We start from the raw sequence: 25,824 nt of genomic DNA on the forward strand, positions 1-25,824 counted from the left end.
TAGAGCAGGTGGAAAGTGTTATAATGTAACATTTACTGATGGAGAGCCCTCTCATGACCCCTGAAGAACTCCTGGCCCAACCCGCTGCGGACTACATGAACGAGGCCCAGCGCGGTTTCTTCCGCGAATTGCTGCTGGCCCAGCGCGGTGATCTGCAGAGGCTGATCGATGAGCAGGTGGAAGACCTGCGCGGCATGGATGCCCACGGCGATCCGGCCGACGTCGGCAATGCCGAGCAGCAGCGTCAATGGCAATTGCGCCAGCTGGAGCGGGAGAAGAAGCTGCTGGACAAGATCGATGAAGCTTTGGAGCGCCTGGCTCGCGATGAATACGGCTGGTGCGCGGAGACCGGCGAACCCATAGGCCTGGCGCGCCTGCTGTTGCGGCCTACCGCGACCCTGAGCGTGGAGGCCAAGGAGCGCCAGGAGCAGCGCGAGCGGCATATGCAGTCGTCGTGAGGCGTCGGCGGCTGGGCTTTCCCTCACCCCAGCCCTCTCCCTGAGGGAGAGGGGGCGGTACGGTGCGACAGGTGGCTCTGAAGCAGGCGTAGGGTGGAAAACCGCGTAGCGTTTTCCACCTGAAAGATGCTGATTCGTAGGTTGGGTTGAGACGGCTCCATCGTCGAAGCCCAACAGGGCGGGGCACCGTTGGGCTTCGCTAACGCTCAACCCAACCTACGCAAGCCGCTGGGCCTCGAACAGCTCACCCGGCCGCACGATCTGCTCGCGCGCGGCGATCAGCGGTAGGTCGCGGCTGCCGGGTCCCGTGCGGGCGACCAAGGCGTAGAGGGCGCTGACCGCATGGGAAGCCGCCGCAGGGGTGGACTGGCCATTGAGCAACTGGCCGAGCAGCACGGCGGAGAAGACGTCGCCCATGCCGTTGGGTAGCGGCTGCAGGTCCAAGTAGGGCGTCTGCACCAGCCAGGCGTCGTTCGCCTCCACCACCAGGGTGCTGAGGACGTCGGCGGGCAGGTCCGGGGTGCGCAGGCTGGTGATGACGATGGTTGCCGGACCCGGCTGGCCGGGGCGACCGAGCAACAGGCGGGCGGCGGCCACGGCGTCGGCGGTGTCGGTCAGCGGCTGGCCGTGCAGCAGCTCGAATTCGTACTGGTTGGGGGTGATCAGGCTGGCCTGCTCGATGGCGCGGCGGCGCAGGAAGTCGGGGATGCCGGGACGGACGAAGATGCCGCGGCCGACGTCGCCCATCACCGGGTCGCAGAGATAATGCAGGTCGCTGCGTTGGCGGCGGATCTCCTGCACCACGCCGAGGATCACCTCGCCGATGGCGGCATCACCCAGGTAGCCGGAAAGTACCGCCACGCAGCGTTCCAGCACGCCACGGGCGCGCAGGCCGTCGAGCACGTCGTGGATGTGTTCGGGCGGAAAGACCTGGCCCTTGAATTCGCCGTAACCGGTGTGGTTGGAGAACTGCACCGTGTTGACCACCACCGGCTGCAGGCCGAGCAGTTGCAGCGGCAGGGTGGCGGCGGCGTTGCCGACATGGCCATAGGCGACATGGGACTGGATGGACAGCACCAGTGGCGGCTGGGCGGGTGGGATGGCGGGCATGGCGGTCACCTGGGCAGCGGGCTCGCGGTGCGGAGCCGGAAGGGCGGATGCCTGCAGCTTAACCCAGGCCTCCGGGCGAACCCTACCCCGGCTGTGGCGGTCTGCATCGGCAGTGCGGATCGCTACCTGCGCCCGACCCTCGGGCTGGCTACACTGGAGCGGCTGTCATCCACCCACGACCCCAAGGAGAAACGGGGAATGTCCGAGCTTCGCTTCGCACGTCTGGTGTTGGGTCTGCAGGCCCTGGTCTGGTTTGGACTCGCCCTGGCGCACTGGTTCTATCCCTACGAGATGGCCAACGCCCGCGGCATGGTGCTGATGGATTCGGCGTCGGTCGCCGAGGCGCGGGTCTGGTACGGCGGCATGCAATTCGCCCTGGCACTGTTCGCCGTACTGGCCTTCCGCCGCGCGGAATGGCTGTCGGCCGGGCTGCTGCTGGTGGCCTTCGTGCAACTGACGCTGTTCGTGGTGCGGCTGATCAGCGGCATGCTGGGTGAGTCGGCCACCGCCGAGCTGGATCTCTACTCCCAGGGCTATCGCCTGCTCATCGGCGTCCTGGCGCTGCTGGCCCTGCGTGCCCATCGCCGCCATGAGCAGCGGGAACTGGAGAATCGGCGGCTCTACGAAGGCCAGTGATCAACGCGAAGGACCGGGCCGTGCGGTGTCGATCTGATCGCTGCGGGCGAGGCCCAGGGTCAACTGCCGGCAGAGGTCGAGGAATTCCACCATGGCCCCGGTCTGGTATTTTTGCTTGTGCCAGATGAAGCAGAATTGCCGGCGCAGATCCAGGGTCGGGGTCGCGATGGGCACCAGGGTGCCGCGGGCGAAGGCGTCTCTCAGCGCCAGGCGTGACAGGCAGCCGATGCCCAGCCCCGATTCCACCGCCCGCAGGATGGCCTCGGTGTGTTCCAGCTCCAGGCGCACGTCCAGCGGCGCGGCGTGGTGGCGCATGGCCTGGTCGAAGGTCAGGCGGGTGCCCGAGCCCTGTTCGCGCAGGATCCAGGCCTGGGCTTCCAGCTCGGCCTGATCTGCCGTGCCATTGGCCAGGGGATGCGCGGGAGCGCAGAACACCACCAGTTCGTCCTCGATCCAGGGCTGCACCTCCAGATCCGGATTCTGGCAGTCGCCTTCGATCAGGCCGAGATCGATGTCATGGTTGGCGACCCGCTGCACCACGCTGGCGGTGTTGTGCACGTGCAGCCGTACCCGGCAGTCGGGATGGCGCTGCATGAAGTCACCCAGCAGCAGGGTGGCCAGGTAGTTGCCGATGGTGAGGGTGGCGCCGAGCTCCAGGGAGCCGAAGCCGGTCTTGCCGCGCAGCAGGTTTTCCACCTCGGCACTGCGGTCGAGCAGGGCCACCGCCTTGGGCAGCAGTTGACGTCCCAGGGCATTGAGCGTCAAACGCTTCCCCGCGCGGTCGAATACCCGGCAGTCGAATTGCCGCTCCAGTTCGCCCAGGGCGGTACTGGTGGCCGACTGCGACAGATTGAGCGCCTCGGCCGCCCGGGAAACGCTTTCCTGGCGGGCCACGGCGACGAACACCTCGAGTTGACGTAACGTGAATCTCATATCTGCCTTTTGGATAATCGATATTCGAATTATTCATTTCACGGATATTTTCCCCCTCTATAAACTGTCGCGCAATTTCTATCCAGCCCCGGGCTGTACCGATTTTTCCTGGAGTCATCGATGAGCAACCTGTACACCGAGCGCGTCCTGAGCGTTCATCACTGGAACGACACCCTGTTCAGCTTCAAGACCACCCGTAATCCGGGCCTGCGTTTCGAAAACGGTCAGTTCGTGATGATCGGCCTGGAGACCGAAGGCGGTCGCCCGCTGATGCGTGCCTACAGCATCGCCAGCCCGAACTACGAAGAGCACCTGGAGTTCTTCAGCATCAAGGTGCCGGACGGCCCCCTGACCTCGCGCCTGCAGCACCTCAAGGAAGGCGACAACCTGATGGTCAGCCGCAAGCCCACCGGCACCCTGATCCTCAGCGACCTGAAGCCCGCCAAGCACCTCTATCTGCTTAGCACCGGCACCGGCATGGCGCCCTTCCTGAGCACCATCCAGGACCCGGAGACCTACGAGCGCTTCGAGAAGGTGATCCTGGTCCACGGCGTGCGCTACGTGAACGAGCTGGCCTATGCCGACTTCATCACCAAGACCCTGCCGGAGCACGAATTCATCGGCGATCTGGTGCGCGAGAAGCTGATCTACTACCCCCTGGTCACCCGCGAGGAATTCCGCAACCAGGGCCGCCAGACCGACCTGATGCGCAGCGGCAAGCTGTTCGCGGACATCGGCCTGCCGCCGATCAACCCGCAGGACGACCGCGCCATGATCTGCGGCAGCCCGAGCATGCTGGACGAGACCAGCGCCGTGCTGAACGAATTCGGCCTGACCATCTCGCCGCGCATGGGCGACCCGGGTGACTACCTGATCGAGCGCGCCTTCGTCGAGAAGTGATGCCGCCAGGCTCTGCGAAAACCCGCCCTCCGGCGGGTTTTTCGTTTCCGCAGGCCGCTTCCGCTGAACTCCATCGGCGCCGGACCGGTCGGTTCCTGCAAGACGTGTCATGGCGACACGCCACTGCCGGGAGCCCCCATGAAGCCCTATGTGATCTGCCATATGATGTCGTCGGTCGACGGCCATGCCCTCACCGATGGCTGGGATCGTGCCGTCAAGAAGCAGGCCGATGCCACCTACGAGCGCCTGGCCGAGCGCTTCGAGTTCGATGCCTGGGCCTGCGGCCGGGTGACCATGGAAGAAATCGCCCATGGCGAGGGCTATCCCACGGGCGTGGCCCAGGCGCCCATCCCTCGTGCTCATCACTTCGCCCAGCGCGACGCCGCCAAGTACGCCATCGCCATCGATCCCCAGGGCAAGGTGGCCTGGAAGAAGAACGAGGCGCTGGATTCCCATGTGGTGGCGGTGCTCACCGAAGGGGTGAGCGACGACTACCTGGCCCACCTGCAGAACATCGGCGCGTCCTACGTCTTCGGTGGCCAACAGGAGCTGGATCTGGCCGCGGTGCTGGAGCTGCTGAATACCGAGCTGGGCATCGAGCGATTGGTGGTGGAGGGCGGCCCTCACGTCAGCGGCTCCTTCGTGGCCGCCGGGCTGGTGGATGAGGTCAGTGTGTTGCTCATCCCGCTGGTGGACGGTCGCGGCGCCCACCCGGCGTCCTTCGAGATCGCCGAAGAGGCCTGGCAGCAGCCGCTCTATCTCAAGCTGGATTCGGCTGAAGCCCAGGACGATGGCAGTGTCTGGCTGCGCTATCGCCAGCGCTAGCCGAGCGCCTTCGCCAGGGCCAGGGCGTTGGCCTCGGCCTGTAGCGGACAGATGCCACTGGCGTAGCGTCTGACGACCTCGGCGACCTGCGCCAAGGGTACCGGCCGGCTGATGTGATAGCCCTGGATGAAATCGCAACCCAGGGCGCACAGCAACCGCAGCTGTTCCAATTGCTCGACCCCCTCGGCGGTGACCCTGAGCTTGAGCGGCCGGGCCATGCCGACGATGGCCTGGACGATCTGGTGATCGGCATTGCCCTCGGCCAGCCCGGTGACGAAGGAGCGGTCGATCTTCAGGGTGTCGATGGGCAGGCGCTTGAGATAGGCCAGCGATGAATAGCCGGTACCGAAGTCATCGATGGACACCGTCACGCCCAGGTCGCGAATGCGCTGCAGCACCTCGACGGTGGGCTGCACGTTCTTGACCAGGGCGTTCTCGGTCACCTCCAGTTCCAGCCGCCGGGGTGACAGGCGATGGTCGTCCAGGCACCAGGCGATCTGTGCCGGCAAGGCCTCGTTGCTCAGGCTCAGCGCCGAGCAGTTGATGGCTAAGCGCAGGTCCGTGAGGCCTGCGGCAGTCATTTCGGCGAGGTCGCGGCAGGCGCGCTTGAGGACCCAGGCATCCAGCTCTTCGATGAAACCATTCGCCTCGGCGACGCCGATGAAGAAGTTGGGTGCGAGCAGCCCCAGCCGCGGATGGTCCCAGCGGATCAGTGCTTCGGCCTTGTCCAACTGGCCGCTGGCCACGTCCAGGATCGGCTGGTAGTAGAGTTGCAGGCCACATCCCTCGGCCAGCGCCTCGCGCAGTTCGGCCTCCAGCTCCAGCTGGAGCGAAATCTTCTCGCGCAGGGTCTCGTCGAAGAAACTGAAGGTGTTGCGGCCGTTGCCCTTCGACAGATAGAGCGCCAGGTCGGCGCTCTTGAGCAGTTCCTCGCAACAGCCGCCATCGCGGGGATAGAGGCTGATGCCGATGCTGGTGGTCATCACCAGGGTGCGGTTGCCGACGGCGATCGGGTTGCGCAGCCGTTCCATGATGCGCTGGGCGAGAAGGCGTGCCTCGTCCGGCCCGGCCAGACTGGCCAGGATGCAGAATTCGTCACCGCCGAAGCGCGCCACCAGATCGCCTTCGCGTACCGCCTCGCGAATGGTCTTGGCCATGGCCACCAGCAACTGGTCGCCGGCATCGTGGCCAAGGCTGTCGTTGATGCGCTTGAAGTGATCGATGTCGAGGAACATCACCGCCAGGTTGAGTCCCTGGCGAGCATGCCGGGCCAGGATATCGGCGAAGGCCTGGTTGAAGGCGCGGCGGTTGTGCAGATTGGTGAGGGGATCGTAATGCGCCGCCTGCTGCAGGGAGGCTCGCGCCTCGTCGAGCTGGCCGACCAGGGAGTTGACCCGCTCCAGATCGTTCTCCTTGCGCTGTAACTGGCGATCCGCCCAGGCCGCGCCCAGGCCGCCCACCACCATCAGCAGGGCAATGATGGCGATGCCTACGCCGAGTTGCCAGGCGTTGCTGTCGCCCTGCAGTGTCGGGGTGGATTGTGCCGGCGCGATCAGCACCATGGACCACATGCCGGTGAAGTGCATGGCGGCGATGGCCAGCCCCATCATCAGGGCGGTGACCATGCGTAGCCAACGAAAGACGCCGGTGTAATGACGGCGGAAGATCTGGATCAGTTGCAGGGCGGCGAAGCTGGCCACTACCGCGATGGCGATGGACAGCAGGAAGGGGGCCGGGCGATAGAGCACCACGGCGTCGGTGTGCACGGCGGCCATGCCGGTGTAGTGCATGAGCACTATGCCTGCACTGAGCACCAGGCCAGCCTTGAGGCGTTGCCCCAGGGTGAGGTCGGGCTGGCTCAGGGCGGGCATGGCCATGAGGCCGGCCAGCACCACGATCAGCAGTGAGGCCAAGGTGATGAAGAGATCGTAATGCACTCGCGTGGGCACGCTGAAGGCCAGCATGGCGATGAAATGCATGCCCCAGACGCCGAAGCCGAAGCTCAGGGCACCCATCAGACTCCAGGCCCGCCGCCGCGCCAGGGTACGGGTCTGGCCGATGCGCTCGGCGAAGACCAGGGTGACGTAGCAGGCACTGACCGCGACGAGGTAAGCGAGCGCCACCAGCCAGGCGTCGTGCTGGCCATGCAGGTGTACTTGGTCGTGGGAAGCGGAGTCGATCAGAAAGTCGAGTCCCAGCCAGTTGTTCATTCCGTGGCCTCGGCAGGAAGTCCGGCGCGGCTGGTGCAGACGGCCCAGTGGGGCTCCTGCCCGGGCGACTTACACGACTGCAGCCTGCGCTCTAAGTTTAGCTTGCCTTGCCCTATCGGCGACGTGAAGAGGGGCTTTAGCACGGACCTCAGCAGTTAGCGCGCGAGGCTTTTGAAAGACACTTTAGAGGCTGAAAATTCGTAAAACAAGGAGAAAGCGCAACGCTCTAGATAGCTAGCTAGCGACTTTATGATGGTATCTTGCTGTCAGTACGACCGTTCGTCGAGCAGGGCTCTGGACGAACGGTCGGCAGCGGGAGAAACCGGCCGGGACGACCGGTTGGTGTGGGCTCAGCTCACTACGCGATAGCAAGGCTCATAGGCCGCGCCACCGGGCAGCTTCATGCGGTGCTGTTCGACGAAGGCCTGCAGCAGTCGATCCAGCGGACGCATGATGTCGGGATCGCCATGGATCTCGTAGGGACCATGCTCCTCGATCAACTGGATGCCCTTGGCCTTGACGTTACCGGCGACGATGCCGGAGAAGGCCCGCCGCAGGTTCGCGGCCAGTTCGTGGGGCGGCAGCTCATGGGTCAGTTGCAAGGCCGCCATGTTCGCGTGGGTGGGATCGAAGGGGCGTTGGAAGCCTTCCTCGATGCGCAGCAGCCAGTTGAAGTGGAAGGCGTCGTGACGCTCGCGGCGGAATTGCTTGACCGCCTTGAGGCCCTGGGCCATCTGCCGCGCCACCTCGACCGGATCGTTGACCACGATCTGGTAGTGACGCTGGGCGGCTTCGCCCAGGGTGGCGCCGATGAAGGCGTGCAACTGCTCGAGGTAGGGCGCGGCGCTTTGCGGACCGGTGAGGATCACCGGGAAGGGGATGTCCCGGTTGTCCGGGTGCATGAGGATGCCCAGCAAATAGAGGAATTCCTCCGCCGTGCCGGCACCGCCCGGGAAGATGATGATGCCGTGGCCAACGCGGACGAAGGCCTCCAGGCGCTTCTCGATGTCCGGCAGGATCACCAGTTCGTTGACGATGGGGTTGGGCGCCTCGGCGGCGATGATGCCCGGCTCGGTGAGGCCCAGGTAGCGACCGTGCTGGATACGTTGCTTGGCGTGGGCGATGGTGGCGCCCTTCATCGGCCCCTTCATCACGCCCGGACCGCAACCGGTGCAGATATCCAGGCTGCGCAGGCCGAGTTCGTGGCCGACCTTCTTGGTGTACTTGTATTCCTCGGTGCTGATGGAGTGGCCGCCCCAGCAGACCACCATCTTGGGCTCCATGCCGGCGCGCAGGGTGCGGGCGTTACGCAGGAGGTGGAATACGTAGTCGGTGATGCCCTCGGAGCTGTCCAGATCGATGCGCAGGCTGCTCTGCTCGCTCTCGGTGTAGACGATGTCCCTCAGGGCACTGAACAGCATCTCGCGGGTGCTGGCGATCATCTCGCCGTCGACGAAGGCATCGGCCGGGGCATTGATCAGTTCCAGGCGGACACCGCGGTCCTGTTGGTGGATAAGGATCTCGAAGTCCTGATAGGCCTCGAGGATGGTCTTGGCGTTGTCGCTGTGGGCGCCGGTGTTGAGGATGGCCAGGGCGCACTGGCGAAAGAGTTGGTAGAGGTTGCCCGAGCCGGCGGCGCTGAGCTGCTGGACCTCGCGCTGGGAAAGGGTCTCCAGGCTGCCCTTGGGGCTGACCTGAGCGTTGATGACCTGTCTGCTTGGAGCCATAGATGTTTCCCTAATCGGTGATACGGCCGTACGGCGACCGTAGCCGGTGGCCGGAACGCCTCATGCGCTCCGGCAGCCCCATTGTTGGGGCCTCGCGTGGTGGAATGCAAACCGGCCGGCTTCAGGACGCGGCGGTCACATCCAGAACGTGGATCTGGGTCGCCGTCGGATAATGCCAGTGCACCTCCACGTCCCAGAGGCGTACGCCATAGCGACGCTCGGGGGTAGGGTGCTGGTAGGCCGGGCGCGGGTCCTGGGCCAGGCATTGCTCGATCAGCTCGACCAGCGGCTCGCCCAGGCGCTGGCCATGGGCGGCGGCCTGCAGCCGGGCGGCGGCCTCCCAGCTCACCGGCAAGGCTGGCGGCGGTGCCTCGGCGATGGCGTTGTGGGCGCCCAGGGGGCTGTCGGCATAGGGCACATAGGGTTTGATGTCCAGCACCGGGGTGCCGTCCAGCAGGTCGAGGCCCGAGAGCAGCAGGCGCCCCGGTTCGATGCCGTCGAGCCGTACCACCGACTGGCCGATGCCGTTGGGTCTGTGGGTCGCGCGGGTGGCGAACACGCCCAGGTAGCGATTGCCGCCCAGTCGTGGTGGCCGCACCCGCAGACGTGGTTCGCTTTCCAGCGCCTGGTGGAAGAGGAACAGCAGCCAGATATGGCTGACGCCCTCCAGCCCTTCGACTGCTTCGGGGCGATCGAAGGGCGGCAAGAGTTCCAGCACGCCCCGGGCGGCCGGCGCAAGGGCGGGCTGCCGGGGGATGGCGAATTTCTCCTTGAAGCAGGAGCGGACATGGCCGATGGGGGTGACGCTGTGCTGCATGGCGCTGGGCTGTCGGACCTGGGGTCGGCCATTATGCCTGGCCGGAGCCCTCGGGTAGCGCCGCCGCGTCGTTCGCGTTACGCCGGACGCCGCGCAGATTCATCGCCGCCAGGCCCAGTTGCAGCACGATCAGCGCATAGGCCTCGGCCTGCAGGCCCCAGGTAATCCACAGGGCGTTGCTGAGGAGAAACACCCAGAAGCCCAGGTTGCGCCGGCCTTGGCGCTGGGAGGCCACCAGCCAGGCGGCGAGCAGGGTGATGGCCATGGCCGGCCATTGCAGCAGATCGAGGACTTCCATGAACAACCTTCAACAAAATGACTAATGAAGGTGAGCCTAGGGGAGGGGCAGGAGTTCCGAACGCGGGATTCAGGGTGCCGGATGGCGGGCCCGGGCGTAGGCGATGAAGCCGTCGATATCGGCACTGCACAGGCGTTCGCCGGCGGCGAGGATGTCCGCTTCGGGCCAGTCCCACCAGGCGATGTCGAGCAGCGCCTGGCAGGTGGCTTCGGGAAAACGCCATTTGATGAAACGCGCCGGGTTGCCACCGACCACCGCATAGGGCGGCACATCGCGGGTGACCACGGCACCGGCGGCCACCACGGCGCCATGGCCGACGGTGATCCCGGACAGAATCAGCGCATCGGTGCAGATCCAGCAATCGCTACCGATCACCACGTCGCCACGGGTACCGCCGTAGTCGGTGATATGGGCCAGGTCGTCGACGAAGGCGGGAAAGGGATAGGTGGTCACCCAATCCAGGCGATGCAGGCCGCCGAGCAGGATGCGTACCCCTTCGGCGATGGAGGTGTAGCACCCCAGGCGCAAGGTGGCGCCTTCCTTGAGATCGAACACCTGCGGCGTGCCATAGGTACCGGCACCGACCTCGTAGTCGGGCAGCTCGCGCCGTAGGCGGGCGGTACGTTGATGCAGGCGCGGCAGGGCGGCCAGCGCCTGGCGTTCACGTTTCTTGCGCAGCTTGTCGAGAAAACCCATGGAGGTGCCCAGGTGAAAAGTATCCAGCAGGATACAGAAGCGCCAGGGCCGCGCTCAATCACCGCACTCAGGCCTTTTCCCGGTCATCGCCGGCCTGACGCGGGGTCGGCGGCAGGCCCAATTGATCGGCCAGATCCTGCAGGTCGCTGACCTCCAGATCCCAGCCACCGCGCGATACCTCGCCACCCGCCGGACCCTTTTCCCGCGGGCGCTGGATGAAGGCGGTGGCCAGCCCCAATTCCTGAGCGGCCTGCAGGTCACCGTTGTGGGCGGCGCAGAGCATCACCTGTTCGGGTTGCAGGTCGAGCAGGGTGCAGGCGCCCAGGTAGACCTCGGCGGCCGGCTTGTAGCGCTGGAAGAGATCGGCGCCGAACAGCATGTCCCAGGGCAGCCCGGCGTGGCGCGCCATCGCCAGCAGCAGGCTGACATTGCCATTGGACAGGGCGCACACCGGGTAACCCTGACGCAGGCGTTGCAGGCCGGGCACGGCATCGGGCCAGGGCTCCAACTGGTGCCAACGACGATTGATCCAGGCCACCTCGGCATCGGTCAGCCCGACCAGGCCGTGGCGGGGCAGCAATTCGTCCAGCGCCAGGCGATGGACGTCGTCCAGGGGCAGCCAGGGCAGGGTACGGGCCTCGATCTGCGGCAGGATGGCCTCGTAGGCCTCGGCCCGCCAGGCGTCCGCCAGAGCGCCCCAGTCGCTTTGCACGCCCTGCTTGGCGGCCAGCCCCTGCAACTGGTCGACCAGGCTGCCGCGCCAGTCCACCACGGTGCCGAAGACATCGAAAAGCAGCGCCCGCACGGTCGTCGTCATGGGTAGACTCCACAAGATAGGTATTTCCACCAGACGGAGCGCGCGGGACCAGGGTTCCCCCCGCGCGTCCGGAGGTCGTCCTTCATCCCGACAGGATCTTGCCATGACGTTGCGCCACCTCAGCCATTGGGTGTTCGACCTGGACGGCACCCTGACCCTGGCCGTCCACGACTTCGCCGCCATTCGCCGGCACCTGGACATTCCCGAGCAGGCGGACATCCTGCATCACCTGGCCGAGCTGCCCCTCACCGAACGCGAGGCCAAGCATGCCTGGCTGTTCGAACACGAACGCGAACTGGCCGTGGCGGCCCGCCCGGCGCCGGGGGCGGTGGCCCTGGTGCGCACCCTGCACGAGCAGGGCCGCCGCCTGGGTATCCTGACCCGCAATGCCCGCGACCTGGCGTTGTTGACCCTGGCGGCCATCGGGCTGGAAGACTGCTTCGAGCCGGCCGCCGTACTCGGGCGTGACGAAGCGGCGCCCAAGCCTGATCCGGGTGGTCTGCTGCATCTTGCCGACCTCTGGCAGGTGGCGCCCGGCAGCCTGGTGATGGTCGGCGATCACCGCTATGACCTGGAGTGTGGCCGGGCGGCGGGGTGCCGCACCTTGCAGGTCAACCAGCCCGGCGATCCCTGGCCGGCGGCCCGTGACCAGCGCTTCGAGGACTGCCAGGAGCTCTTGTCGGCTCTTTGACGCTCGAAAAACGTCCTTTAGGCGCCGAGGGATATGTCCTTCGCTGGTCGGATGGATAAGATGCGGTCTTTGGATCAGCCCTGGGGCCAGTCGCATGAGCCTTCCTTCCGCCAGTGATCGACTGCCCTCCGGTGACCTGCGCCAGTACGAGCGCCAGGCGTTGGAAAGTCTCGCTACCGGGCTGCCGCTGGCCAGGGTCCTGCACTCCCTGATGCAGCGGGTGGAGCGCCTGGCGCAGGTGCGGTTGCATGCCTGCATCCTGTTGCTCAGCGACGATGGCCGCTTCCTGGAGGATGGCATCGCGCCGAGTCTGCCGGCCGCCTACAGCCAGGATCTCGGGCGGCTGGAGATCGGTCCCCAGGCCGGTTCCTGCGGCACCGCCGCCTATCGGCGCGAGCCGGTCTACGTCGAGGACATCGCGACCGATCCGCTGTGGGATAACGCCCGCGAGCTGGCGTTGAAGCATGGTCTGCGCGCCTGCTGGTCGATGCCGATCTTGGCCCTCGATGGCCGGCTGCTGGGCACCTTCGCCAACTACTACCTGGAACCACGGCGCCCCTCGGCCGCCGAGCGTGATGCCTTCCGCCTGGTTACCGAGACCGCCGCCCTGGCCATCGAGCGCCATCAGGCGGATCGCCAGCTGCGCGAGAGCGAGGACCACTATCGGCACCTGGTGGAGCTCAATCCGCAATACACCTGGACCTGCGATCCCACGGGACGCGAGGTGGTCTTCTCGCCGCGCTGGCAGCAGCTGACCGGCCAGGCCGCGCTGGATAGCGGGACCTTCTGGTCGCTCCTGCATGCGGACGATCGCGCGCTGGCCCGGCAGGCCTGGGAGGCGGCTCTTGGCGCCGGCCAGGCCTATGACCAGGAACATCGCGTGCGGGTGGCGGACGGTAGCCACTGCTGGATGCGCACCCGCGCCTATCCCCGCCGCGACGAGCACGGCGCAGTGATCCGCTGGTATGGCACCACCGAAGACATCGACGACCGCCGCGAAGCCGAGGAAGCCCTGCGCCGCGAGCGCGCCACCCTGGAAGTCCAGGTGCAGGCGCGTACCGCCGAGCTGGAGGCGACCAATCGGCAACTGCGCGAAGAGATGCAGAATCGGGCGCAGGCCGAGGACCTGCTGCGCCAGGCGCAGAAGATGGAAGCGGTCGGTCAGCTCACCGGTGGCATCGCCCACGATTTCAACAACCTGCTGGCCGGTATCCAGGCCAGCCTGGACCTGCTGCGCCGTCGATTGGACCCGGACGGTCTCGCGGCGGTCGCCGGCCTGCTGGACACCGCGACCCAGTCGGTGGGCCGCGGCGCCAGTCTCACCCATCGCCTGCTGGCCTTTTCCCGTCGGCAGACGCTGCTGCCCCAGGCCGTCGACGTGGCCAACCTGATCGGCGATTTCCAGGAAATCCTCCTGCACAGCCTGGGGCCGCAGATTCATTGCCGGCTGGAGCTGGAGGAGGGACTCTGGCAGGTGGACGCCGATCCCCACCAGTTGGAGAACGCGCTGCTGAACCTGGCCATCAACAGTCGGGATGCCATGCCCGCGGGCGGCACCCTCACCATCAGCGCCCGTAACTGGGGGCAGCACAGCGCTGGGGCGGCGCTGCCGGTGGGCGACTATCTGTTGATCGAGGTGGGCGACGATGGCGTCGGCATGGCGCCGGAGGTCCTGGAGCGCGTCTTCGAACCCTTCTTCACCACCAAGCCGGTGGGCCAGGGATCGGGCCTGGGCCTGTCGATGATCTATGGCTTCGTCCAGCAGTCCCGTGGCCAGGTGATGGTGACCAGCGCACCTGGCCAGGGCTGCCGCGTCAGCCTGCACCTGCCACGCCATCCCGGTACGCCGGCCCTGGCGCCGGTGAGCGTCGTTGCGGCCAAGGTGGCGCGCGAGCTACCCAGTGCCCGGGTGCTGCTGGTGGAAGACGATGCGGTCATTCGCGGCCTGCTGGTGCAACTGTTCGACGAACTGGGCTGGCGCTATCGCGATGCCAGCGACGCCGAGTCGGCGCTGGCGGCCCTGCGCGAGGGTGAGGGCTTCGACCTGCTGATCACCGATGTCGGCCTGCCCGGCCTGAATGGTCGCCTGCTAGCCAATGCCGCCCGTACCCTGCGGCCGAGTCTGCCGGTGCTGTTCATTACCGGCTACGTGAACGATGCCGAGCCGCAATCCTGCCTGGTTGCCGAGGGGATGCAGGTACTGGCCAAACCCTTCACCCTGGATACCTTCGTCGCCAAGGTCCAGGGGCTGCTGGGGACGCATCCGGCGCTGAGCCTCTAATTCACGGCGCTGAACAGTGCCTGCCGGCCTTGGGGTGAGGTGAACATGGCATCGCCGTTGTGCCCCACGCCGGGCACCTCGACCAGTTGCTGGGGCAAGCCGGCATGGCGTGCTTGCAGATAGTGGTAGTAGTTCAAGCCGCGTGCCAGGCGATAGGGGCCCTGGGCCTCGGCGGCGCAGCTCTTGTCCAGCGCCGGATGCTTGGGGTCGGTGTCTTCCGCGCCCAGCAGATAGGTGATGGCGAGACCCGCGTAGTGCCGCTCCAGCGTGGCTGCGTCGCGGCCCTCGGCGTAGGCCGGCAGGCCTTGCATGCCGTATTTCCAGGTATTGAAGTCCGGGCAGGTCGCCGCGCCAGCGAAGGGCCCAACATGGCCCTGGGCATCAGGCCGCTCGGCGTCGAAATAGGCATAGGACGACGGATTGGCCACCACGAACCTCAAGCGGATGCCGCTGCTGGCCAAGGCGCGTTCGCCCTGGCCGAGCACGGCGTAGCGCTGCACCACTTGGCCGCCGCCGGAATGGCCGGCGATCACCACCTCTTGCAGATTGGGCAACAGCTTGCGATCCGCCAGGTGCGCGAGCAGGGCGTCGAACACCGCGAAACTGCTCAGCGGCCTTGGCCCGATAGCCGGCTCACCACCCATCCAGGCATTGCCCTGCCAGCGCAGCAGATCGTCCGGCAGGTGATGGCGTTTGACGTCCTGTTCGTTCAAGAACTGCGGCGCGATGACCAGGGTATCGGCGCTGGCGCCCGCCGCCTGGGTGGCGGTCTCGCCGGAGCGAAAATAGGTGGCGGCGTTGCGCAGGCGGCCATGGACGATCACCAGGGCGCGGCGGATTTCCGGATGTGGCTGATTCCAGTCGGTGGAGAGCTGCAGCGCGGCCTGGGCCGCCCCGAGCGGCAAGCGGTCGTCGACGATGCGGGCGACGCCCTCGTGTGGCGCCGCCAGCGCTGAGCCGAAGACCAGGGACAGGCACAGCGCGAGCAAAGGACGCATCGACGAACTCCCAGCAGGTCAGAGCGCCTGCGTAGCGAAGGTGTTGCAGCTTTCCACCTTGCCACTGTCGAAGCCGGTGCGGAACCACTTCACCCGCTGCGCCGAGCTGCCATGGGTGAAGGAATCCGGCACCACGCGCCCCTGGGCCTGGCGTTGCAGGCGATCGTCACCGATGGCATTGGCCGCGTTCAAGGCCTTTTCGAGGTCGCCCGGTTCCAGCCAGTTCAGCCGCTGCTGGGAGTCGTGGGCCCAGACGCCGGCGTAGCAGTCGGCCTGCAGCTCCAGGCGGACCGACAGGCCGGTGGCACCCTCGGTAGGGATGCCCCGGCGGCGCGCCGCTTCCATCTTGCCCGTGGTACCGGTGAGGTTCTGCACGTGGTGCCCAACCTCATGGGCGATGACGTAGGCGCGGGCGAAGTCGCCGTCGGCGCCGAAGCGCTGCTGCAATTCCTGGAAGAAAGACAGATCCAGATAGACCTTGCCATCCACCGGGCAATAGAAGGGGCCGCTGGCCGCGGTGGCGCCGCCGCAACCGGATTGCACCTGGCCGTTGAACAGCACCAGCTTGGGCGGCTGGTACTGCTCGCCATGGGCCTGGAAGATGCGCGTCCAGGTATTCTCGGTTTCACCCAGTACCGTGCGCACGAAATCCACCTGCTGGGTATTGGCCGGGGTGGTGTTCTGCTGCTGGGTAGGCGCGCCCTGGTCGCTGAGGCTGATCAGAGTGCCGAGGATCTGCGTCGGGCTCTGGCCGCTGAGCAGGCCGAACACCACCACGATGGCCACGCCGCCTAGGCCCAGGCCACCGCCGATCTTCAGGCCGCGTCCGCCGCTGGCCTGTTCCACGTTGTCGCTACGTTGTCCCTTGTCCCATTGCATGGCGGCCGCCTCGTCATTGTCGTCATCGCTAGGACCGCAGGGCGCGCCAAAAATGCGTTACCGGACATGACAACGCCCGCGACGGGCGCGGGCGTGGTCGGCGGAGCGGAGCGCGGGATCAGGCCGCGGTCTGGCCCTGCTTGAGGCTTTGCATGTCGATCACGAAGCGGTACTTCACATCGCTCTTGAGCATGCGCTCATAGGCGTCGTTGATGTCCTGGATGGCGATCTGCTCGATGTCCGAGACGATGCCGTGCTTGGCGCAGAAGTCCAGCATCTCCTGGGTCTCGCGGATGCCGCCGATGAGCGAGCCGGCCAGTTGGCGGCGCTTCATCACCAGGTTGAACACGCTGGGCGCCGGGTGCGGCTCGGCGGGTACGCCGACCAGGGTCATGGTGCCGTCCCACTTGAGCAGCGTGAGGAAGGCATCCAGGTTGTGCGGCGCGGCCACGGTGTTGAGGATGAAGTCGAAGCTACCTAGGTGGGCGGCCATCTCGTCTTCGTTCTTCGACACCACCACCTCGTCGGCGCCCAGGCGCAGGGCGTCGTCCTTCTTGCCCGCGCTGGTGGTGAAGAGCACCACGTGGGCACCCATGGCGTGGGCGATCTTCACGCCCATGTGGCCCAGGCCACCCAGGCCGACGATGCCGACCTTCTTGCCCGGACCGACCTTCCAGTGGGCCAGCGGCGAATAGGTGGTGATGCCGGCGCACAGCAGCGGCGCCACGGCGGCCAGGTTCTCGGTATGGCTCACCTTGAGCACGAACTTCTCGTTGACCACGATGTGGTCGGAGTAGCCGCCCTGGGTGTTTTCGCTGCCACCGTAGAGGTTGCCGTTGTAGGTACCGGTGAAGCCGTTCTCGCAGTAGGACTCCTCGCCGGCGTCACAGGGGGCGCAGTGCTGGCAGCTGTCGACCATGCAGCCGACGCCGACGGTGTCGCCGACCTTGAAGTTCTTCACGTGGGCACCGACCGCGGTCACCTTGCCGACGATCTCGTGGCCCGGTACGGACGGATAGAGGGTGTTGTTCCACTCGTTGCGCGCGGTGTGCAGGTCCGAATGGCAGACGCCGCAGAAGAGGATGTCGATCTGCACGTCGTGGGCACCCGGTTCGCGCCGCTCGAAAGCGTAGGGCGCCAGGGGCTGGTCGGCGGACTGGGCAGCGTAGCCTTGGGCTTGGCTCATGAGATACCTCATCTAGATGGTGGAACGGGGCGGCCAGGTTGGCCCGGCCGAATAGCGAACCGGTGATCCTGCGGAGCCAGAGTCCGCGGGGCCAATCGATCGTCTCGATAATCGTCATGCCGCCCATCGATGGAACTCGGGCGGCCAGGGATACGATGTTTTACGACTAGGGTTCCCCTGGCGATGTTCCCGCACCGATCCGTCTGCCCCTGGGCAGCCGTCGCTCTCAGCGCGCCAGCCGTGGCGCTACCGTGGACAACAGCCGGGTGGCCAGGTGGTCGAGCAGCACGCGGACCCGCGGCAGCGTTTCACGGCTGCGCGGCCACACCAGATTGATCGGCAGGCCGTCGACGGCGAGATCCGGCAAGACATCCACCAAGGCGCCACTGGCCAGGTGCTCGGCGATCAGCCAGGTCGGCAACTGGGCGATGCCGTGGCCGGCCAGGGCTGCCAGCACCTCGCCTTCGCCGTCGCCTACCGCCAGGCGTGGACTGAACACCCAGCGTTCGAGATCGCCCGGCTGCTCGCCACGCAGATGCCAGGGGCTGACCAGGCCGTCGGCCTGGCGAAAGCCGATGCACTGGTGCTCGGAGAGGTCGGCGGCGCACTGCGGATGACCCTGACGGGCGAGATAGGCCGGGGCGGCGCAGAACACCTGGCGTTGGGTGCCCAGGTAGCGATGCCCCAGACTGGCCGGCCAGGCGTCGGAACCGCCGATGCGCACCAGGATATCGATGCCCTCGTGGACGGGATCGACGAAGCGATCCGAGAAGGACAGGTCCGGTTGCAGCAGGGGATAGCGATGCAGCGCCTCCAGCAGCACCGGCAGCACGTGCAGGCGGCCGTAGGAGGCGGGCAGGTCGATGCGGACCCGGCCATGGGGTTCGCCGTCCTGGGTGGTCAGGCCCAGCTCGGCCTGCTCCAGTTCGGCCAGCACCGCCGTGCAGGTGCGATAGAAGCTGGCGCCGGCCTCGGTCAGCGTCAGCCGCCGGGTGGTGCGCTGGAACAGCCGCACGCCCAGCCGCTCCTCCAGCCGGGCCACGCTCTTGCCGATGGCCGAGCCGGTGAGATTGAGCCGCTCGCCAGCAGCGGTGAAGCTGCCGAGATCGGCCACGGTGACGAAGACGTCGAGCCCCTTGAGGCGTTCGGAGGAATACAAGGCAGGCTCCTGATTGCGGAATCCAATTCCCGTCAGAGGGGAATTTTTACCCAGGATACGCCGTTAATTCTCCAATAGGCTGGAGTCATCCATCCCTCGCGACACTCCCTTATTCATACGCCCGCATCTCTTGCAGGCCGTCGCCCATTTCTCTCGGAGGTTTCATGCGTAAAGGCACCGCTCTCATCGTCGGCGTGACCGGCATTTCCGGCTACAACCTGGCCCACACCCTGGTCGCCTCCGGCTGGACCGTCTACGGCCTGGCGCGCAAGCCGGTGGAGCAGGAAGGCGTCATCCCGGTCGCCGCCGATCTACTGGACGCCGAGGCCACCCGCCAGGCACTGGCCGGCCTGCCGATCAGCCATGTGTTCTTCTGCACCTGGACCCGCCGCGCCACCGAGAAGGAAAACGTCGAGGCCAACGGCGCCATGATGGACAACCTCTGCCAGGCGCTGGACGGCGCGCCTTTGCAGCATCTGGCGCTGGTCACCGGCACCAAGCACTACCTGGGCTCCTTCGAGGAATACGGCAGTGGCAAGGCGGAAACCCCCTTCCGCGAAAGCGAACCACGCCAGGCCGGCGCCAACTTCTACTACACCCTGGAAGACATCCTCTTCGCCGCTGCCGAGCGCCATGGCTTCGGCTGGAGCGTGCACCGCTCGCACAGCATGATCGGCCAGGCCAAGGGCACCAACGCCATGAACATGGGCCTGACCCTGGCGGTCTATGCCTCGCTGTGCAAGGCCACCGGCCAGCCCTTCGTCTTCCCCGGTTCCCGTACCCAGTGGGACGGCCTGACCGACGTCACCGATGCCAGCCTCTTGGCCGAGCAACTGGAATGGGCAGCCCTGGCACCGGCGGCGCGCAACCAGGCGTTCAACACCGTCAATGGCGACGTCTTCCGCTGGCGCTGGTTGTGGGGTGAGATCGCCGCCTTCTTCGAGCTGGAGCCGGCGCCCTATCCCGAGCAGCCCATGCCGCTGGAAGCGCGGCTGAAGGACGTGGCGCCGGCGCAATGGCGCAAGCTGGCCGAGGAACATGGCCTGGTAGAGCACGACGTCGACAAGCTCGCCTCCTGGTGGCACAGCGACGCCGACCTGGGCCGCGAGATCGAGTGCCTCAACGACATGACCAAGAGCCGCGACCTAGGGTTCTTCGGCTATCGCGACACCCGGGCGAGCTTCCTCGACCTCTTCACCCGGTTGCGGGCGCAACGCCTGATTCCCTGAGCCGCTCTGATCCGCCCGTTCGCATTGGTTTATGCGACGGGTGGTTTTCAGTCCTGAACTCGGGGTGCAGAATGCGACATCTTGTCGCAGGATGCGCCCCATGTTCGATTCGCTGTCCGCTCTGCTGCCGGCCTTTGGTCCGCTCGACTGGTTATGCGTCGAAGCCATCCTGGTGCTGGCCTATCTGATCTTCGGCGTCGCGGGTTTCGGCAGCGCCCTGGTCGCCGGTCCCTTGCTCACCAGCTGGCTGCCACTGTCACGCATCGTCCCGCTCCTGGTCCTGCTGGATTTCCTCGCCTCCTTCCACAACTGGTTGCCGGATCGCCGCGCCATCGCCGGCCGCGAACTCCAGCGCCTGCTGCCCATGCTGCTGCTCGGCGCCGCGCTGGGCACCTACCTGCTGCTGCGCACCGATGCCCGCCTGCTGATGCTCTGGCTGGGGCTGTTCGTGGTGGCCTATTCGACCTACAGCCTGCTGTCGCCCAAGGGCTTTCGCCAGCTGGCACCGGCCTGGTCGATTCCCGCGGGCAGCGTCGGCGGCCTGTGCGGGGCCCTGTTCGGTAGCGGTGGCTTTCTCTATGCGCTCTATCTCAATGGTCGCCTGCAGGACAAGAACGCCATCCGCGGCACCCAGAGTTTCCTGATCGGCTGCAGCGCCGCCATCCGCATCACCCTGCTGCTGATCGCCGGTGCCTACAGCGATGGCAGCCTCTTGCTGCTCGCCCTCTGCCTGTTGCCGGCCATGCTGCTTGGCGGCTGGATCGGCCGCCACCTGCAGCGCCGGCTGTCGCGGGAACGCTTCACCCGGCTGGTGACCTGGTTGGTGTTGGTGTCGGGCGTGACCTTGATTGTGCGGTATTTGGCAGGGTAGAGCATCCCAAGGTCGCGACGGTCCCGTAGGTTGGGTTGAGACAGTTTTATCGTCGAAGCCCAACGAGGCCGGCCCCCGTGTTGGGCTTCGCTACGCTCAACCCAACCTACCGGACCAGCCCCCTCTCCCTTTGGGAGAGGGTTGGGGTGAGGGCGACGTTGGGCTTAACCCTTGCCCAACACCTCCGGATTGGCCAACCCGGTCGGTTCCCCGGTGAAGAAGCCCACCAGATTGGCGAAGGCCTCGCCGAAATAGAGTTCGTAGCTGTGCTTCTCCACATAGCCCAGGTGCGGGGTGCAGAGCACCTGGGGATGGGCGAGCAGGGGATCGTCGGGTGCCACGGGCTCCTGCTCGAAGACGTCCAGCGCCGCCTGGCCGGGATGGCCCAGTTCCAGCGCGGTGAGCAGGGCGCCGGGTTCGATCAGGCCGGCGCGGGCGGTGTTCACCAGCAGGGCGCTCTTCTTCATCCGTGCCAGGTCCTCGGCACGCACGCAGCCGCGGCTGCGCTCGCTGTATCTCAGGTGCAGGCTGATAACGTCCGCCTCGGCGAAGAAGGCCGCCTGGCTGGGCGCCGCGCGATGGCCGTCGGCTTCCGCCTTGGCCCGCGAGGCCTTGCTGCCCCAGACCAGCACCGGCATGCCGAAGGCCTGGCCATAGCGCGCCAGCCGCTGGCCGATCTTGCCGTAGCCCCAGATGCCCAGGATCTGGCCATCCAGGCGTTCGCCGAGATTGACCTGCCAGCGCCCGGCATAAAGGGCGTCGATGGCCGGCTTGAGGCGGCGACGGGCCATGAGGATCAGGGTCCAGGTCAACTCGGCGGTGGAGACCGGCGAGCCGCTGCCTTCGCAGACCGCCACGCCCTGGCGGGTACAGGCGGCCACGTCGAGGTGTGCGGTGGCCTTGCCAGTCTGGCTGATCAGCTTGAGCCGCGGCAGGTGCGCCAGCAGCTCGGCATCGATGCGGGTGCGCTCGCGAGTCAGCACCAGGGCGTCGGCGTCGCGGAAGCGCTCCACCAGCACCTGGGGATCGCGCTCGGCATCGTGGTAGAGGGTCACCTGGTGCCCGGCGCGCTGGAGTAGGGGATAGCAATCCAGGGTTTCGACGACGTGCTGGTAGTCGTCGGGGATGACGATATGCATGGCGGGCTCCATTGTTATTCTGAGCCGCCAGTGGAGCACCTGCGGAGTCGTCCGACAAGCATGAAGCGGGGTGGTGGACAAGGCTGCGCCGTTGTTCACCCTACCCGTAGCCTGGAAAACCGCGCAGCGTTTTCTGGGGCCTGGCTAGTAGGGAATCACCAACGGCGTACCCGCCAGCGGATTCTCGATCACCGCGCACTTGAGGCCGTACAGCGCCTCGATCAGTTCGGGCGTGACGATCTCAGCCGGCGGACCCTCGGCGAGGATGCGACCGGCGCGCAGGGCGATGATGTGGTCGGCGTAGCGACAGGCCTGGTTGAGGTCGTGCAGCACTGCCACCAGGGTACGACCACCCTCGCGATTGAGCCGGCAGAGTAGCTCCATCAGCTCCACCTGGTGGGCGATGTCCAGGTAGGTGGTGGGTTCGTCGAGCAGCAGCAGCGGGGTCTCCTGGGCCAGCGCCAGGGCGATCCACACCCGCTGGCGCTGGCCGCCGGACAGGCTGTCCACCGCCCGCTCGGCCAGCTCCAGGGTATTGGTGGCTTCCAGCGCACGTTGCACCGCCGCTTCGTCGGCGTCGGTCCAGCCGGCGAAGGCCTGGCGATGGGGATGACGACCGCGAGCCACCAGATCGGCGACCAGGATGTCGTCCGGCGCCACGGCGCTCTGCGGCAGCAGGCCGATGCGCCTGGCCACCTCACGGGTGGGCAGCTCCTGGATCAGCCGGCCATCCAGCCGGACCTCGCCGGCGCTGGGGCGAATCAGCCGCGCCAGGCTGCGCAGCAGGGTCGACTTGCCGCAGCCGTTGGGGCCGATGATGACGGTGAAGCGGCCATCGGGCAGTTGCACGTCGAGATCGCGGCAGATCGGCTGGCCGCCGTAGCCCACGGTGAGGCCATGGGCGGCTAAGCGGCTGGGGGAAGCGTCTTGGCTCATGAGGTCCGCCGCCATTCGCGGCTCAGCAGGAAGATCAGATAGAGGCCACCCAGGGCGCCGGTGAGCAGCCCGACCGGAATCTGGAAGGGCGCCAACAGTCGCTGGGCCAGCAGATCGGCCAGGGCGGTGAGGCAGGCGCCGAGCAGGGCGGGCGCCAGGATGCCGAGATCGGCGCTGCGGGTCAGGCGCCGCGCCAGTTGTGGCGCCGCCAGGGCGACGAAGCCGATGGGGCCGGCGGTGGCGATGGCCAGGGCCGCCAGGGCGACCGCCACCGCCAGCAACAGATTCTGGCTGCGCAGCACCGGCAGGCCCAGGGCGCGGGCCAGGTCGTCGCCCAGCTCCAGCAGCCGCAGCCGGCGGGCCAGCCAGGCGGCCAGCGGCAGGAGCAGCAGGCAGCCAGTGAGCAGGCCGAGGGTACGGCTCCAGGTCATCATGTCTAGGCTGCCGAACAGCCAGAGCCGGGCTTCCTGAGCCTGGTCCAGCTCGGCGCGGGTCAGTAGGTATTCGTTGAGCGAGGCGAGCAGGGCGCTGATGGCGATACCGAGCAGGATCATCCGCTCGCCGCGAATGCCGGCCAGGGCGGCGAGCCCGACCACCAGCACGGCGGCCAGCAGACCGCCAGTCAGGGCACCGAGCATCAGCGCCGCACCGCCCAATTGCAGCCAGAGCAGGGTGATGAGGGCGCCACTGGCCGAACCGACGGTGAAGCCCACCAGATCCGGGCTGGCCAGGGGATTGCGCGCCAGCCGCTGGAAGATGGCGCCACTGGCCCCTAGCGCGGCGCCAACACCAAAGGCGGCCAGCAGGCGCGGCAGGCGCAGGTCCAACAGGATGAGGCGGGTGAGGGCATCGCCCTGGCCCAGCAGGGTGGCGACCACCTGGTGCGGCGCCGGGGCGAAGGCACCGCCGGTGAGGCTGAGGGCACAGATGCCGATTGCCGCCAGCCCGAGCAGCAGCAGGCAGGCCTGGAAGCGCGCCGAGCGGCGTGGGGCGAAGCGATGACGGCTCACGAGCGCACCCGGCGGGCGGAGCGGATGACCAGGAACAGCAGCACCGGCGTACCGAGCAGGGCGCAGACGATGCCGGCCTCCAGTTCGCCCGGCAAGGCCATGCGGCGCCCCAGGGTATCGGCCAGCAGGAGCAGGTTGGCGCCGGCCAGGGGCGCCAGTGCCAGGATCCAGCGCCAGTCGGCGCCCACCAGCAGGCGCAACGCATGGGGCACCACCAGGCCAAGGAAGCCGATGGGCCCGGCCACCGCGGTGGCGGCGCCGCACAGCAGCACGATGGCGACGAAGGCCAGCAGCCGCACCTGCCCTGGTCGGGCGCCGAGGGCGCGGCCCAGGTCGTCGCCCAGGGCCAGGGCATTGAGCCGGCTGCCCAGGGGTAGGCCCAGCAGCAGACCGATCAGCAGCAGCGGCAGGATGGCCAGGGCGCCACCCGGCGTCTGCCCACTCAAGGCACCCACGGCCCAGAAGCGGTAGCTGTCGAACACAGCGCTGTCGAACAGGGTGATGATGCCGGTGCAGGCGTGGAGGCTGGCGCTCAAGGCGATGCCGGCGAGGATCAAACGCAGTGGCTGGCCACGCGCCGGGGCGCTGCCACCGAGCAGATAGACCAGGCCAGCAGCGAGGGTGGCACCCAGCAGGGCGCAGGCCAGGCGCAGCGGCGCATCGTCCAGCCCCACCAAGGACAGCCCGACCACCACGGCGAAGGCTGCGCCGGCATTGATCCCCAGCAGGCCGGGGTCGGCCAGGGGATTGCGCGTCAACGCCTGCATCAGGGCGCCGGCCAGGCCCAGGGCGGCGCCCACCAGCAGGCCGAGCAGGGTGCGTGGCAGGCGCAGGTCCCAGAGCACCACGGCTTCCGTCGAGCCATCGGGGGCGAACAGCAACTGGAGGATACGCGCCGCTGACAGCGGCCGGGCGCCGATGCCGAGGCTCGTCACCACGGCCAAGGCCAGGGCGCCGAGCAGCAGGAGCAGTACCAGGCCACCGCGGACGAAGGAGACCCGGCTGGCGCGGGGCGCGGGACTGGCGAGCGAGGTCATGCCACCCCCAGGGCGGTGGCGACGGAGGTCACCACTTGGTGGGCAGCCAGGGGGCCGGCGTTCAGGTAGAAGGCATCGGTATCCACGCGGATGGCCCGGGACTTGCTCACCGCATTCAGCCGCGGCCACAGCGGCTGCCGCGCCAGGCTGGCCAGGGCGGTGCCTTGCTCGGCGTAGAACAGCCAGTCGGCATCGGCCAGATCCAGCAATTCCGCGCTGACGTCCCGCGAAGTGCCCTTGAATCTCTGCGCGGCGGGGCGGGTGACGCCCATCGCCTGCAAGAGGCCACCGGGGAAGGAGTCCGCGCCCATCAACCTCAGCCGGGCGCCGCTGGAAAACAGCAGGGACGCGGAGGGCGGTTGGCTGCCCAGGCGTTGGGCGATGTTGGCAAGATCACGGTCCAGCTCTGCCAACAGCCGCCCGGCCTGCTCGCGGCGGCCCAGGGCGTCGGCCAGCACGAGGAAGTCCGGTCGCCAGTTACCCCCGGTGCCGCGCGCCACCACCGTGGGGGCGATGCGCGAGAACAGCTCCAGGCCGCCGGCGCGCAAGACGGTGCGGTTGAGCAGGATGAGATCCGGCGCCAGCCGTGCCAGGGCTTCGAGATCCGGGGCCTGACGGGTGCCCAGGTCGACCATGGCATCCAGTTCCCCGGTACGCTGGGCGTAGGCGGTACGCAAGTAGGCCGGCGCCAGCTCGCGATTGTCCACCCGGGTGGTCCCGGCCGGGATCACGCCCAGGCTCAGGGCCGCGTCCAACTGACCGGTGGAAATCACCGCCACGCGCCGTGGCTCCCGCAGCAGGGTGGTGCTGCCCGCCACATGCTCTACCTGGCGCGGAAATTCACCATCCGCCGCCGACGCGCGAGCGCACACCCGACCCGGCAGACCGGCGAGCAACGCGGCACCACTGGCGAACTGAAGGAAAGCGCGACGATCGAGCATGAGGTGGGCTGGCTGGATGGCGGAAAGAGGCCCGCCAGAC

Annotated in this window: 25 protein-coding genes; 8 read left to right on the top strand and 17 right to left on the bottom strand. The window is 67.2% G+C overall.

Going from position 1 to position 25,824, the window contains the following annotated elements; genetic code table 11:
• Window positions 1–53: 53 nt before the first annotated feature.
• Window positions 54–458, top strand: a complete 405-nt coding sequence (gene dksA, locus CCZ28_RS22885; RefSeq protein WP_140221023.1) for an RNA polymerase-binding protein DksA — start codon at window positions 54–56, stop codon at window positions 456–458.
• A gap of 216 nt (window positions 459–674) precedes the next feature.
• Here dksA and pdxY read toward each other — a convergent pair whose 3' ends face one another.
• On the bottom strand, window positions 675–1,568 hold the full coding sequence (gene pdxY, locus CCZ28_RS22890) for a pyridoxal kinase PdxY (protein ID WP_140221024.1): 894 nt from the start codon (window positions 1,566–1,568) through the stop codon (window positions 675–677).
• 198 nt (window positions 1,569–1,766) lie between these two features.
• Between pdxY and CCZ28_RS22895 the strand changes: the two genes are divergently transcribed.
• Window positions 1,767–2,204 carry a DUF4345 family protein gene (locus tag CCZ28_RS22895; protein WP_140221025.1) on the top strand — a complete coding sequence of 146 codons (438 nt, stop codon included), beginning with the start codon at window positions 1,767–1,769 and terminating at the stop codon, window positions 2,202–2,204.
• Here the strand turns inward: CCZ28_RS22895 and CCZ28_RS22900 are convergent, their stop codons facing one another.
• The gene (locus CCZ28_RS22900; RefSeq protein ID WP_140221026.1) at window positions 2,205–3,137 is read right to left on the bottom strand and encodes a LysR family transcriptional regulator; all 933 of its coding nucleotides are present in this window, start codon (window positions 3,135–3,137) and stop codon (window positions 2,205–2,207) included.
• A gap of 120 nt (window positions 3,138–3,257) precedes the next feature.
• Here CCZ28_RS22900 and fpr point away from each other — a divergent pair, with 120 nt between their 5' ends.
• Together fpr and CCZ28_RS22910 are read left to right on the top strand one after the other, a co-directional pair.
• The gene (gene fpr, locus CCZ28_RS22905) at window positions 3,258–4,037 is read left to right on the top strand and encodes a ferredoxin-NADP reductase (protein WP_059229966.1); all 780 of its coding nucleotides are present in this window, start codon (window positions 3,258–3,260) and stop codon (window positions 4,035–4,037) included.
• A 138-nt stretch (window positions 4,038–4,175) separates the two neighbouring features.
• Window positions 4,176–4,862: a dihydrofolate reductase family protein gene (locus CCZ28_RS22910; protein WP_140221027.1), complete on the top strand. Its 687-nt coding sequence runs from the start codon at window positions 4,176–4,178 to the stop codon at window positions 4,860–4,862.
• Here the strand turns inward: CCZ28_RS22910 and CCZ28_RS22915 are convergent.
• From CCZ28_RS22915 to CCZ28_RS22940, 6 genes are all read right to left on the bottom strand, one after another.
• Window positions 4,859–7,072: a putative bifunctional diguanylate cyclase/phosphodiesterase gene (locus CCZ28_RS22915; RefSeq protein WP_140221028.1), complete on the bottom strand. Its 2,214-nt coding sequence runs from the start codon at window positions 7,070–7,072 to the stop codon at window positions 4,859–4,861. The two genes, CCZ28_RS22910 and CCZ28_RS22915, sit on opposite strands and share 4 nt — an antisense overlap.
• A gap of 350 nt (window positions 7,073–7,422) precedes the next feature.
• Complete coding sequence (gene ppnN / locus CCZ28_RS22920) at window positions 7,423–8,799, bottom strand: nucleotide 5'-monophosphate nucleosidase PpnN (RefSeq protein WP_140221029.1); 1,377 nt, start codon at window positions 8,797–8,799, stop codon at window positions 7,423–7,425.
• Between the two features lie 121 nt (window positions 8,800–8,920).
• Window positions 8,921–9,616 (bottom strand): tRNA (N6-threonylcarbamoyladenosine(37)-N6)-methyltransferase TrmO, encoded by a 696-nt coding sequence (tsaA, locus tag CCZ28_RS22925; protein WP_140221030.1) that lies wholly within the window; start codon window positions 9,614–9,616, stop codon window positions 8,921–8,923.
• Between the two features lie 31 nt (window positions 9,617–9,647).
• Complete coding sequence (locus CCZ28_RS22930) at window positions 9,648–9,914, bottom strand: hypothetical protein (protein ID WP_140221031.1); 267 nt, start codon at window positions 9,912–9,914, stop codon at window positions 9,648–9,650.
• A 69-nt stretch (window positions 9,915–9,983) separates the two neighbouring features.
• Window positions 9,984–10,610 (bottom strand): CatB-related O-acetyltransferase, encoded by a 627-nt coding sequence (locus CCZ28_RS22935; protein WP_140221032.1) that lies wholly within the window; start codon window positions 10,608–10,610, stop codon window positions 9,984–9,986.
• Between the two features lie 67 nt (window positions 10,611–10,677).
• The gene (locus CCZ28_RS22940) at window positions 10,678–11,427 is read right to left on the bottom strand and encodes a haloacid dehalogenase type II (protein ID WP_140221033.1); all 750 of its coding nucleotides are present in this window, start codon (window positions 11,425–11,427) and stop codon (window positions 10,678–10,680) included.
• Window positions 11,428–11,530: 103 nt separating this feature from the next.
• On the opposite strand from CCZ28_RS22940, the gene CCZ28_RS22945 reads away from it, so the two are divergent.
• Together CCZ28_RS22945 and CCZ28_RS22950 are read left to right on the top strand one after the other, a co-directional pair.
• A complete protein-coding gene (locus CCZ28_RS22945; protein WP_140221034.1) occupies window positions 11,531–12,118 on the top strand; it encodes an HAD family hydrolase in 588 nt (195 codons plus the stop codon).
• 94 nt (window positions 12,119–12,212) lie between these two features.
• On the top strand, window positions 12,213–14,399 hold the full coding sequence (locus CCZ28_RS22950) for a GAF domain-containing protein (protein ID WP_140221035.1): 2,187 nt from the start codon (window positions 12,213–12,215) through the stop codon (window positions 14,397–14,399).
• Here the strand turns inward: CCZ28_RS22950 and CCZ28_RS22955 are convergent.
• The 4 genes from CCZ28_RS22955 to CCZ28_RS22970 form a co-directional block, all read right to left on the bottom strand.
• Window positions 14,396–15,397 carry an alpha/beta hydrolase gene (locus CCZ28_RS22955; protein WP_140221036.1) on the bottom strand — a complete coding sequence of 334 codons (1,002 nt, stop codon included), beginning with the start codon at window positions 15,395–15,397 and terminating at the stop codon, window positions 14,396–14,398. The two genes, CCZ28_RS22950 and CCZ28_RS22955, sit on opposite strands and share 4 nt — an antisense overlap.
• Window positions 15,398–15,415: 18 nt before the next feature.
• Window positions 15,416–16,276, bottom strand: coding sequence for a KPN_02809 family neutral zinc metallopeptidase (ypfJ, locus tag CCZ28_RS22960; RefSeq protein ID WP_140221037.1), 861 nt, complete (start codon window positions 16,274–16,276; stop codon window positions 15,416–15,418).
• Between the two features lie 118 nt (window positions 16,277–16,394).
• The gene (locus tag CCZ28_RS22965) at window positions 16,395–17,462 is read right to left on the bottom strand and encodes an NAD(P)-dependent alcohol dehydrogenase (protein ID WP_140221038.1); all 1,068 of its coding nucleotides are present in this window, start codon (window positions 17,460–17,462) and stop codon (window positions 16,395–16,397) included.
• Between the two features lie 226 nt (window positions 17,463–17,688).
• Window positions 17,689–18,621, bottom strand: a complete 933-nt coding sequence (locus tag CCZ28_RS22970; RefSeq protein WP_140221039.1) for a LysR family transcriptional regulator — start codon at window positions 18,619–18,621, stop codon at window positions 17,689–17,691.
• A gap of 164 nt (window positions 18,622–18,785) precedes the next feature.
• Between CCZ28_RS22970 and CCZ28_RS22975 the strand changes: the two genes are divergently transcribed.
• Both CCZ28_RS22975 and CCZ28_RS22980 read left to right on the top strand, forming a co-directional pair.
• On the top strand, window positions 18,786–19,850 hold the full coding sequence (locus CCZ28_RS22975; protein ID WP_140221040.1) for an SDR family oxidoreductase: 1,065 nt from the start codon (window positions 18,786–18,788) through the stop codon (window positions 19,848–19,850).
• Window positions 19,851–19,950: 100 nt separating this feature from the next.
• Window positions 19,951–20,721, top strand: coding sequence for a sulfite exporter TauE/SafE family protein (locus tag CCZ28_RS22980; protein ID WP_140221041.1), 771 nt, complete (start codon window positions 19,951–19,953; stop codon window positions 20,719–20,721).
• Window positions 20,722–20,885: 164 nt separating this feature from the next.
• Here the strand turns inward: CCZ28_RS22980 and CCZ28_RS22985 are convergent, their stop codons facing one another.
• The 5 genes from CCZ28_RS22985 to CCZ28_RS23005 all read right to left on the bottom strand — a co-directional run bounded on the left by CCZ28_RS22985 (window position 20,886) and on the right by CCZ28_RS23005 (window position 25,784).
• Window positions 20,886–21,860 carry a D-2-hydroxyacid dehydrogenase family protein gene (locus CCZ28_RS22985; RefSeq protein WP_140221042.1) on the bottom strand — a complete coding sequence of 325 codons (975 nt, stop codon included), beginning with the start codon at window positions 21,858–21,860 and terminating at the stop codon, window positions 20,886–20,888.
• 144 nt (window positions 21,861–22,004) lie between these two features.
• Window positions 22,005–22,811, bottom strand: a complete 807-nt coding sequence (locus CCZ28_RS22990; protein WP_140221043.1) for an ABC transporter ATP-binding protein — start codon at window positions 22,809–22,811, stop codon at window positions 22,005–22,007.
• The gene (locus tag CCZ28_RS22995) at window positions 22,793–23,806 is read right to left on the bottom strand and encodes a FecCD family ABC transporter permease (protein WP_140221044.1); all 1,014 of its coding nucleotides are present in this window, start codon (window positions 23,804–23,806) and stop codon (window positions 22,793–22,795) included. Before CCZ28_RS22995 ends, CCZ28_RS22990 begins: the two co-directional genes overlap by 19 nt.
• Entirely contained in the window at window positions 23,803–24,843 is a 1,041-nt protein-coding gene (locus CCZ28_RS23000) for a FecCD family ABC transporter permease (RefSeq protein WP_240795196.1), read from the bottom strand. Before CCZ28_RS23000 ends, CCZ28_RS22995 begins: the two co-directional genes overlap by 4 nt.
• Window positions 24,840–25,784, bottom strand: coding sequence for an ABC transporter substrate-binding protein (locus CCZ28_RS23005; RefSeq protein ID WP_140221045.1), 945 nt, complete (start codon window positions 25,782–25,784; stop codon window positions 24,840–24,842). The genes CCZ28_RS23000 and CCZ28_RS23005 overlap by 4 nt, the downstream gene beginning before the upstream one ends.
• Window positions 25,785–25,824 lie beyond the last annotated feature (40 nt).

Source organism: Pseudomonas oryzihabitans, from assembly GCF_006384975.1.
Lineage (GTDB): Bacteria > Pseudomonadota > Gammaproteobacteria > Pseudomonadales > Pseudomonadaceae > Chryseomonas > Chryseomonas psychrotolerans_B.

Coding starts and splice junctions, on each gene's coding strand:
- dksA (WP_140221023.1), top strand. CDS start 54: ATGACCCCTGAAGAACTCCTGGCCCAACCCGCTGCGGACTACATGAAC.
- pdxY (WP_140221024.1), bottom strand. CDS start 1,568: ATGCCCGCCATCCCACCCGCCCAGCCGCCACTGGTGCTGTCCATCCAG.
- CCZ28_RS22895 (WP_140221025.1), top strand. CDS start 1,767: ATGTCCGAGCTTCGCTTCGCACGTCTGGTGTTGGGTCTGCAGGCCCTG.
- CCZ28_RS22900 (WP_140221026.1), bottom strand. CDS start 3,137: ATGAGATTCACGTTACGTCAACTCGAGGTGTTCGTCGCCGTGGCCCGC.
- fpr (WP_059229966.1), top strand. CDS start 3,258: ATGAGCAACCTGTACACCGAGCGCGTCCTGAGCGTTCATCACTGGAAC.
- CCZ28_RS22910 (WP_140221027.1), top strand. CDS start 4,176: ATGAAGCCCTATGTGATCTGCCATATGATGTCGTCGGTCGACGGCCAT.
- CCZ28_RS22915 (WP_140221028.1), bottom strand. CDS start 7,072: ATGAACAACTGGCTGGGACTCGACTTTCTGATCGACTCCGCTTCCCAC.
- ppnN (WP_140221029.1), bottom strand. CDS start 8,799: ATGGCTCCAAGCAGACAGGTCATCAACGCTCAGGTCAGCCCCAAGGGC.
- tsaA (WP_140221030.1), bottom strand. CDS start 9,616: ATGCAGCACAGCGTCACCCCCATCGGCCATGTCCGCTCCTGCTTCAAG.
- CCZ28_RS22930 (WP_140221031.1), bottom strand. CDS start 9,914: ATGGAAGTCCTCGATCTGCTGCAATGGCCGGCCATGGCCATCACCCTG.
- CCZ28_RS22935 (WP_140221032.1), bottom strand. CDS start 10,610: ATGGGTTTTCTCGACAAGCTGCGCAAGAAACGTGAACGCCAGGCGCTG.
- CCZ28_RS22940 (WP_140221033.1), bottom strand. CDS start 11,427: ATGACGACGACCGTGCGGGCGCTGCTTTTCGATGTCTTCGGCACCGTG.
- CCZ28_RS22945 (WP_140221034.1), top strand. CDS start 11,531: ATGACGTTGCGCCACCTCAGCCATTGGGTGTTCGACCTGGACGGCACC.
- CCZ28_RS22950 (WP_140221035.1), top strand. CDS start 12,213: ATGAGCCTTCCTTCCGCCAGTGATCGACTGCCCTCCGGTGACCTGCGC.
- CCZ28_RS22955 (WP_140221036.1), bottom strand. CDS start 15,397: ATGCGTCCTTTGCTCGCGCTGTGCCTGTCCCTGGTCTTCGGCTCAGCG.
- ypfJ (WP_140221037.1), bottom strand. CDS start 16,276: ATGCAATGGGACAAGGGACAACGTAGCGACAACGTGGAACAGGCCAGC.
- CCZ28_RS22965 (WP_140221038.1), bottom strand. CDS start 17,462: ATGAGCCAAGCCCAAGGCTACGCTGCCCAGTCCGCCGACCAGCCCCTG.
- CCZ28_RS22975 (WP_140221040.1), top strand. CDS start 18,786: ATGCGTAAAGGCACCGCTCTCATCGTCGGCGTGACCGGCATTTCCGGC.
- CCZ28_RS22980 (WP_140221041.1), top strand. CDS start 19,951: ATGTTCGATTCGCTGTCCGCTCTGCTGCCGGCCTTTGGTCCGCTCGAC.
- CCZ28_RS22985 (WP_140221042.1), bottom strand. CDS start 21,860: ATGCATATCGTCATCCCCGACGACTACCAGCACGTCGTCGAAACCCTG.
- CCZ28_RS22990 (WP_140221043.1), bottom strand. CDS start 22,811: ATGGCGGCGGACCTCATGAGCCAAGACGCTTCCCCCAGCCGCTTAGCC.
- CCZ28_RS23000 (WP_240795196.1), bottom strand. CDS start 24,843: ATGACCTCGCTCGCCAGTCCCGCGCCCCGCGCCAGCCGGGTCTCCTTC.
- CCZ28_RS23005 (WP_140221045.1), bottom strand. CDS start 25,784: ATGCTCGATCGTCGCGCTTTCCTTCAGTTCGCCAGTGGTGCCGCGTTG.